Here is a 7,181-nt window from a genome sequence, read left to right on the forward strand (position 1 = left end):
GGGTCTTCGGGTGGTCCTGCCGCGCGGTACTGGGGGTGGTGCGGAACTGCGGGTGGTGCGGTCGGGGGGGGCGGCGCGCCGGGGGGGAGTCGCCCGCCGCCCACCCGGAGTTCCTGGGTTATCTCCGGCCCGACTGGCTGTCGTCGGGCCGGTCGGGCCGGTCGGTCCTGCTCGGGCGGACGTCGGGCAGGGGCGGCGCGCTCGGCGGCGCCGGGACGGTCACGCCGGACCGGCCGGGCTTGGCCCCGTTGCCGCCGTTGCCCTTGTCCTGGCCCTTCTCTTGGCCCTTGTCCTGACCGTTGTCCTGGCCGTTGCCCTTGTTCTTGTCCTGCCCGTTGCCCCGGCCGTCCTCGGTGTTCCCCTTGCCCACGCCAGGGCCGGGGGTGGGCCGGCCGGGTTCGTGGGGCTGTGCGGTGGCACCCGGACGGTCGTCGTCCTCGTCGCCGAGCTCCTGCGCGCAGTAGTCCGCCACCTTCTCCGCCCCGCCGGCCGCCGCGACCAGCGGGCCGAACCGCGGCTCGGTGGCCGGTGACCGCTCGCCCCGGCCCGACCAGTCGGCGAAGCCGTGGCAGAGGGCGACCAGTCCGGGCGCGAGCGGCCGGGCGCCGTGCCCCTCGGCGTCGCCGTCGCCGTCGGTATCGGTGGAGGGGGTGCCGGGCTTCGCGGCGGTGGACGGTCCGACCAACTGCGGGCCGCCCGAGGCGGAGCCGCCAGACGGGCGGACGGACGAGGTGCCGGGCGCGGCACTGCCGGGCGAGGTGGCGGACGAACCGGCCGACGCATCCGCGGACGCATCGGCGGACGCGGTGCCGGGCGCACTGCCGGAGGGCCCGCCCGCGGCGGCGAGCGCGTGCTCGGGCGCGCCGGACCCGCCGCCCAGCGGGGACGGCAGGTTGCCGGTACCGGCGGCGACCGCGACCCCGCACAGCGCGGTGGCGCCGAGCACGGCGGCAGTGGCCTTCGTGCTGAAGGCCCTGGCCAGCGCGGCGGTTGCCATCGATCGTCTCCGGACGGGTGTGGTCACTACGGGGTCGGGCGTGAGACGCGCCTCCCGGAACGCGGTCAGGGCGGCCTGCTCCCCGGCCAGTTCGTCGGCCGTCGCCGGGGCGGCGGCCGCGGCGAGGATCCGGGCGAGCGGCCCGGGACCGCCGTCCGGTCCGGTGAGCGAGGCGTCCTGCCCGGCCGGCGGGCCGCCCACGGCACCGCCGAGCAGATGCTCGGCAGCGTCACGGTCGATCCGACGGGATCGGTTGGTGCTCATCTCATGTCCTTCAGCGTCGCGGCCCGGCGTTCTGTCACACCTTGCGGAGAACTTTTTCCCGCAGGCTTTCCCGCGGGTTTCCCCGTGGGCTTCCCGGCGGCCTTCCCCGCGGTTTCCTCGGCGGGTTCCTCGACAGGTCCCTCGGTACGGCGCCGGCCGGGCCGCCGCACGGCCGGTTCGGCCTCGCGCGCGGCGGGGATCCCGACCCCGGCCGCGAAGGACTGCTCCAGCAGCGTGGCCAGTTTCCGCAGCCCCCGGTGGGCGGCCATCCGGACGCTGCCGGCCCGCTTGCCGAGCACCCGGGCGGCGCTCTCGGCGTCCAGCTCCATGACCACCCGCAGCAGGACGGCCTCGGCCTGGTCGCGCGGCAGCCGGGAGATCAGCGCCAGCGCGTCGGCGGTGCCGACGGTGGCCAGCGCGGCGCCCGCGGTGTCGTCCCCGGCGGCCAGCCCGGCCAGGTACTCGAAGGGCAGGTCGGCGACCGGGCGGCGGCGCCGGGCGCGCAGGTGGTCGAGCGCGCGGTGGCGCGCGACGGTGGCGGCCCAGCCGCGGAAGCCGTCCCCGTCACCGGAGAATCCGCCCAGGTCGCGGGCGATCTGCAGCCAGGTCTCGGAGGCGATGTCCTCGGCGTCCTGGGCGTCCTCGGGGCGGCCGCCGACCAGGACCCGCAGGTAGCGCAGCAGGCCCGGCTGGACGGTCCGGAACAGCAGCCGGAACGCCTCCTCGTCCCCGGCCTGGGCGGCCCGGACGGCCTCGGTCAGATCGGCGGGAGCGGGGGCCCGACCCGCTGGCGGGCCGACGGAAGGGACTGGTCCGGACCGGCCGACGGGGCTGCCGGTGCCCGCTCCGGGGCGCTCTGCACTCTGCACCCGCCACATCATGGGCCATCCGGGCGAACGCGACCCCGCGAGCCGGGAGAAGTCGCAGGTCGGAGCGGCTGTCACGGCCCGCACCATGACAGCTGTCACGCGGATCCCGCAACGGACGGCACTGCTCTGACGGAGGGTCGGACGGAAACACTGGAGGCACGACGCGGGCAGCGGCCCGCGGCCACCAGCAGGGAAGGAACCCGCCGTGAACCGGACCGTCACCATCACCGCCGCGACCACCGCCGAGGCCGGCGCGACCCCGAACCCGTCGGCCTCCGGGCTCCGCCCGCTCGCCATCGACGTGGTCGCCCCGCTGGCCGGCTACTACCTGCTGCACTCGGTCTGCGACCTGAGCGTGTTCGCCGCGCTGGCGTGGAGCAGCGCCATCCCGGCCGCCCGGACCGTGCTCGGCCTGCTGCGCGAGCACAGGCTCAACCTGTGGGCCGCGCTGATGCTGACCGTGAACCTGGCGGGCCTGGCGCTCACCTTCGTCACCGGCGACGCCCGGCTGATGATCGCCAAGGACGGCGGGCTGAGCGGCACCGTGGCGCTGGCCGTCCTGATCTCGGCGCTGGTCGGCCGGCCGGTGATGACCCCGGTGCTGATGCCCTTCCTCACCAAGGGCAAGCGCGACCGAGCCGCCGCCTGGCAGCGGCTGGTCGAGGGCCGGGCGGCCGGCTCCCGGGCCTTCCGGCGCCACGAGCGGGTGTTCGCGGGTGTCTGGGGCACCGCGCTGCTGGCCGACTGCGTCGCCCGGGTGGTCGGCGCCTTCACTCTGCCGGTGGCGACCATGGCCTGGCTGTCCACCGTGTTCATGATCGGCGCGATCGCGGCCGGCGCGATGCTCGGTCGGATCGCGGCCGATCCGATGGAGAAGCTGGTCGCCGCCGAGACCGAAGCCCCGACCGCCGCCTGACACCGCCCGAGCTCGTCTGCCGTCTACCGGCCATCCACCTGCCGCCCGGGGGAGCATCACCGCCCCCGGACGGTGCCCGAACCGGCCCCAACGCCGGGTGTCGGCGATCCGAACAGCACGGAACCATCCGGATCTCCCGGGAGTCCTTCATAACGAGGGGGTAACGGGACCCCCGGTCGAGGAAACGGGGCCCCATGAGCCGGACGCACGCGCTGACCACCACCGAGGACCGCACCCTCGTGTGGGACGGCTGCCTGAACGTCCGCGACCTGGGCGGACTGCCCACCGTCTCCGGCCGGCCGACCGCCCGCGGGGCGATAGTCCGGGCGGACAACCTGGACCGCCTCACTGCCGAGGGCTGGGACGCCCTCCTCGACCACGGTGTCCGCACCGTGGTCGACCTGCGCAACGCCGAGGAGTACAAGCCGCTCCTCCCGCTCCCCGAGGGCGTCGAGCTGATCCGCGTCCCGCTGGACGAACTCGCCGGCCCCGCCTGGTGGGAGGCCTACGGCCGACTGGACGGCACCCCGCTCGCGCTCCGCCCCTACCTGGACCACTGCCCGCACGCCGCCGCCGCGCTGATCGCCGCCATCGCCGGCGCCCGCCCCGGCGGCCTGGTCGTGCACTGCGGCGCCGGCCGCGACCGCACCGGCCTGGCGGCCCTGCTGCTGCTCGCCCTGGCCGGCGTCGAGCGGGCCGCGATCGTCGAGGACTACCAGCTCAGCGGCCCCAACGTCCGCCCGCTGTACGGGATGCTGGGCCTGCCGGACCAGTACCACCGGATCGACGCGGTGCTCGCCGAGGCCGGCACCACCGCCGAAGCCGCCCTGGCGGGCGCGCTGGAGGGCCTCGACCCGGCGGGCCACCTGCTCGCCGCCGGGGCCACCCCTGCCGAGGTCGCCGCCGTCCGGGCCCGGCTGCTGCCCGCCGCGTAGCGGCCTCCGGGCCAGACCGGCTCCCGCAACTCGGACACCTGGAAGTTGAGTTCGCGAGGCGGCTCGGCCTCGGGCAGGGCCGGGATCCGCGGCCCGCCCATCGGACGTCTCCGTTCCGCAGGGGTCGCCGAAGACTACTCACGCGTAGCGTCAACCGATGGTTGACGACCCGGGATCGACAACCTACGGTTGACGCATGGAGAATCCCGTCGTTCCCAACACCACTCCGCTGCGCCTCGACGACCTGATCGCCGCGATCAAGAAGGTCCACCCCGACGCGCTCGACCAGTTGTCCGACGCGGTCATCGCCGCCGACCACCTCGACGACCTCGCCGACCACCTGATCGGCCACTTCGTCGACCAGGCCCGCCGCTCCGGCGCGTCCTGGACCGACATCGGCCGCAGCATGGGCGTCAGCAAGCAGGCCGCCCAGAAGCGGTTCGTCCCCAAGGACCCGGGCACCCCCACCGACCTCGACCCCAGCCAGGGCTTCGCCCGGTTCACCGACCGGGCCCGGAGCGTCGTGATGGCCTCGCAGGAGGAGGCCAGGGCGGCCGGCAACGCCGAGATCACCGCCGAACACCTCCTGCTCGGCCTGCTCGCCGAACCGGAGGGCATCGGGCTCAAGGCGCTCGCCGCCCAGGGCATCACCCCGGAGGCCGTCCGGGAGGCGGCCGCCGCCGCCCTGCCGACCGCCACCGAGCAGGTGCCCGCGCTGATCCCGTACGACGCGCAGGGCAAGAAGGTGCTGGAACTGACCTTCCGCGAGGCGCTGAAGCTCGGGCACAACTACGTCGGCACCGAGCACATCCTGCTCGCCCTGCTGGAGCTGGAGAACGGCTCGGGCGTGCTCGCCGGCCTCGGCGTCGAGAAGTCCGAGGCGGAGACCTTCACCTCCGAGGCTATCAAGGCCATCATCGCCGCCCGGAACGCCGAGCAGGCCTGAGACGGGCCCGGCCCCGGGCGGAACTCCCGCCCGGGGCCGGTCGGTTGGGCCGGGGCGGGACTCAGAAGCCGGAGATGGGCGTGCTGACGATCCGCACCCGGCCGTCGGCGGCCGCCTCCAGCGCCGCCCGCAACCGGACCGAGCGGGCCGGGCCGAGGAGTTCCAGCGCCTCCTCGACGGTGGCCCACTGGTGCCGGTCCAGTTCACCGGCCGGGACGGTCACGGGGGTGCCGTCCGGGACGGTGCCGAAGTCGAACATCAAGTGCTGCGCCGGGTGGTCGAGTTCGGACGATGGGTGGGTCCAGGAGATGGCCAGTAGGTCCCCGGTCGCCCTGACGATGCCGGTCTCCTCCAGCAACTCCCGCGAGGCGCACTCCACCGGGCCCTCGCCGAGGTCGATCGTGCCGCCCGGGAACTGCCAGTACTCGCGGTACCCGGCCTTCACGATCAGGATCCGGCCGGACTCGTCCCGCAGCAGGCAGCCCGCCGCCGCGTAGATCCTGGGCAGGGACGCCAACCATTCCTCACGGGACTTCAAGGGCTCAGCCGTCACTGCGATCCTCCTGGGGCACGGTGGTTCTGCACCGCCCACTCTGCCACCGACCCGCCAGGGGCCGTCGGTTCGGCGCTGGGCCGTCGGTTCAACGCCGGGCGGAGCGCAGGCCCACGCTCTCCTCGGCCAGGGCGGAGCTCCGGGAGGCTGCGAGAAGTTCCGCCGGAGCCGATGAGCCCGGGCCGCCGGGCCGGTCCAAGCAGCATGGACACCACGCCGAAGCCCCCGACCGCCCCCGCCCTGACCCCCGCCCTGACCTGCAACCTGACCTGCAACCTGACCTGCGACCTGGGCGCGCTGACCGCGCCCGACCTGGCCGTCGTCGACGCCCTCGCCCGGCTGCGGCTCGCCGCCGCTCGGCACGGGGTGGGCGTGGTGCTGCTGAACGCGAGCGGCCCGCTGCGGGAGCTGCTCGCGTTCAGCGGGCTCGCGGCCCTGCTGCCGGGGGGCGTGGACCCCCTCGACCTCCGGCGGCCCGAACAGGGCCTACTCGGCGGCCAGCCGGGGCGGGAGGCCGAACAGCGGGAAGAGCACGTCGGTGTCCAGGAAGTTGGTGAACCCGGTGATCCGGCCCGCTGACACCTCCAGCACGATCAGCGCCCACGGCTCGTGCCCGCCCGCCGGGCTCGGCCGGTACTGGGCGAAGGCCGGAGCGCCGTTGGCCGTCACCGGGACCAGCCGGGAGCCGCGGCAGCCGTGGCCCGGGCCGAGCATCCAGGCCCGGATCTCGCCCTGCCCCCGCAGCCACATCGCGTACGGCGGCATGTTGAGCGTGACGTCCTCGTGCAGCAGCGCGGCGAGGCCGTCCATGTCGTACGCCTCGAAGGCGCGGACGTAGCGGTCGAGCAGCGCGCGGTGGTCGTCGTCCAGGGCGGGGGCCGGGCGGGCGGCGGCGCCGTCCCCGGCGAGCACCGCGCGCGCCCGCTGCAGCGCGCTGTTCACCGAGGCCACCGTGACGCCGAGCAGTTCGGCCACCTCGGCGGCCTTCCAGCCGAGCACCTCGCGCAGGATCAGCACGGCCCGCTGCCGGGGCGCGAGGCGCTGCAGCACGGCGACGAAGGCCAGCTTCACCGACTCGCGCTGGGCCGCCACCTCGGCCGGGTCGCCCGTCTCGGGCAGCACCCGGCCGTCCGGCGCGGGGCCGATCCACGTCACCTCGGGCAGCTGGGTGTCGCTCGCGGTGGCCACCGTCACCGGGCCGGCCAGGTCCATCGGGCGGGCCCGGTTGTTGCGGCCGTTCAGCGCGTCCAGGCACACGTTGGTGGCGATCCGGTACAGCCAGGAGCGCAGCGCGGCGCGGCCCTCGAAGCCGCGGTGGCCCCGCCAGGCGCGGACCATCGTCTCCTGCACCGCGTCCTCGGCCTCGAAGACCGAGCCGAGCATCCGGTAGCAGTAGCCCGTCAGCTCCGTCCGGTACCGCTCCAACTGGAGCTCGACCGGCTCCTCCGTGATCAGGTCGGTCATGGTGCGCCCCCGTCGTCCCGCCCCGTGCTGGTGAACGGCACGAAGGTACTCCAGCCCACTGACAACCGCCCGGCGCCCCCCAGCACCGGCCGCGAACCACCCCGGACACCCTCCGAGCACGCGTCGGGGGGGGGGGGCGGGCCCCCCCGCCCCCCCCCCCCGCGCGGGGGGGGGGGCGGGGGCCGGGGGGGGGGGGCCCCCCGGGGCCGGGGGGGCCGACGGACGCGGGGGGTGCGC

At 75.5% G+C, this 7,181-nt stretch carries 8 protein-coding genes; 4 read left to right on the top strand and 4 right to left on the bottom strand.

The features are described 5' to 3' along the window. Positions 1-118: 118 nt before the first annotated feature. Complete coding sequence (locus ACFV6D_RS34245; protein WP_380562669.1) at positions 119-1,261, bottom strand: hypothetical protein; 1,143 nt, start codon at positions 1,259-1,261, stop codon at positions 119-121. Further along, entirely contained in the window at positions 1,258-2,130 is an 873-nt protein-coding gene (locus ACFV6D_RS34250; protein WP_380562671.1) for an RNA polymerase sigma factor, read from the bottom strand. The genes ACFV6D_RS34245 and ACFV6D_RS34250 overlap by 4 nt, the downstream gene beginning before the upstream one ends. 205 nt (positions 2,131-2,335) lie before the next feature. Between ACFV6D_RS34250 and ACFV6D_RS34255 the strand changes: the two genes are divergently transcribed. The 3 genes from ACFV6D_RS34255 to ACFV6D_RS34265 all read left to right on the top strand — a co-directional run bounded on the left by ACFV6D_RS34255 (position 2,336) and on the right by ACFV6D_RS34265 (position 4,927). Beyond that, positions 2,336-3,046, top strand: a complete 711-nt coding sequence (locus ACFV6D_RS34255; protein ID WP_380562673.1) for a VC0807 family protein — start codon at positions 2,336-2,338, stop codon at positions 3,044-3,046. A 194-nt stretch (positions 3,047-3,240) separates the two neighbouring features. After that, positions 3,241-3,981, top strand: a complete 741-nt coding sequence (locus ACFV6D_RS34260) for a tyrosine-protein phosphatase (RefSeq protein ID WP_380562675.1) — start codon at positions 3,241-3,243, stop codon at positions 3,979-3,981. Positions 3,982-4,177: 196 nt separating this feature from the next. After that, entirely contained in the window at positions 4,178-4,927 is a 750-nt protein-coding gene (locus ACFV6D_RS34265) for a Clp protease N-terminal domain-containing protein (protein WP_380562677.1), read from the top strand. Positions 4,928-4,988: 61 nt separating this feature from the next. On the opposite strand, the gene ACFV6D_RS34270 is transcribed toward ACFV6D_RS34265, so the two are convergent. Continuing rightward, positions 4,989-5,480: an NUDIX domain-containing protein gene (locus ACFV6D_RS34270; RefSeq protein ID WP_380335756.1), complete on the bottom strand. Its 492-nt coding sequence runs from the start codon at positions 5,478-5,480 to the stop codon at positions 4,989-4,991. A gap of 204 nt (positions 5,481-5,684) precedes the next feature. Here ACFV6D_RS34270 and ACFV6D_RS34275 point away from each other — a divergent pair, with 204 nt between their 5' ends. Continuing rightward, complete coding sequence (locus ACFV6D_RS34275) at positions 5,685-6,059, top strand: STAS domain-containing protein (RefSeq protein ID WP_380562679.1); 375 nt, start codon at positions 5,685-5,687, stop codon at positions 6,057-6,059. Here ACFV6D_RS34275 and ACFV6D_RS34280 read toward each other — a convergent pair. After that, entirely contained in the window at positions 5,967-6,944 is a 978-nt protein-coding gene (locus ACFV6D_RS34280) for a sigma-70 family RNA polymerase sigma factor (RefSeq protein WP_380335752.1), read from the bottom strand. The two genes, ACFV6D_RS34275 and ACFV6D_RS34280, sit on opposite strands and share 93 nt — an antisense overlap. Positions 6,945-7,181: the final 237 nt, after the last annotated feature.

This window comes from Kitasatospora sp. NPDC059812 (assembly GCF_042732075.1).
Classification (GTDB): domain Bacteria; phylum Actinomycetota; class Actinomycetes; order Streptomycetales; family Streptomycetaceae; genus Kitasatospora.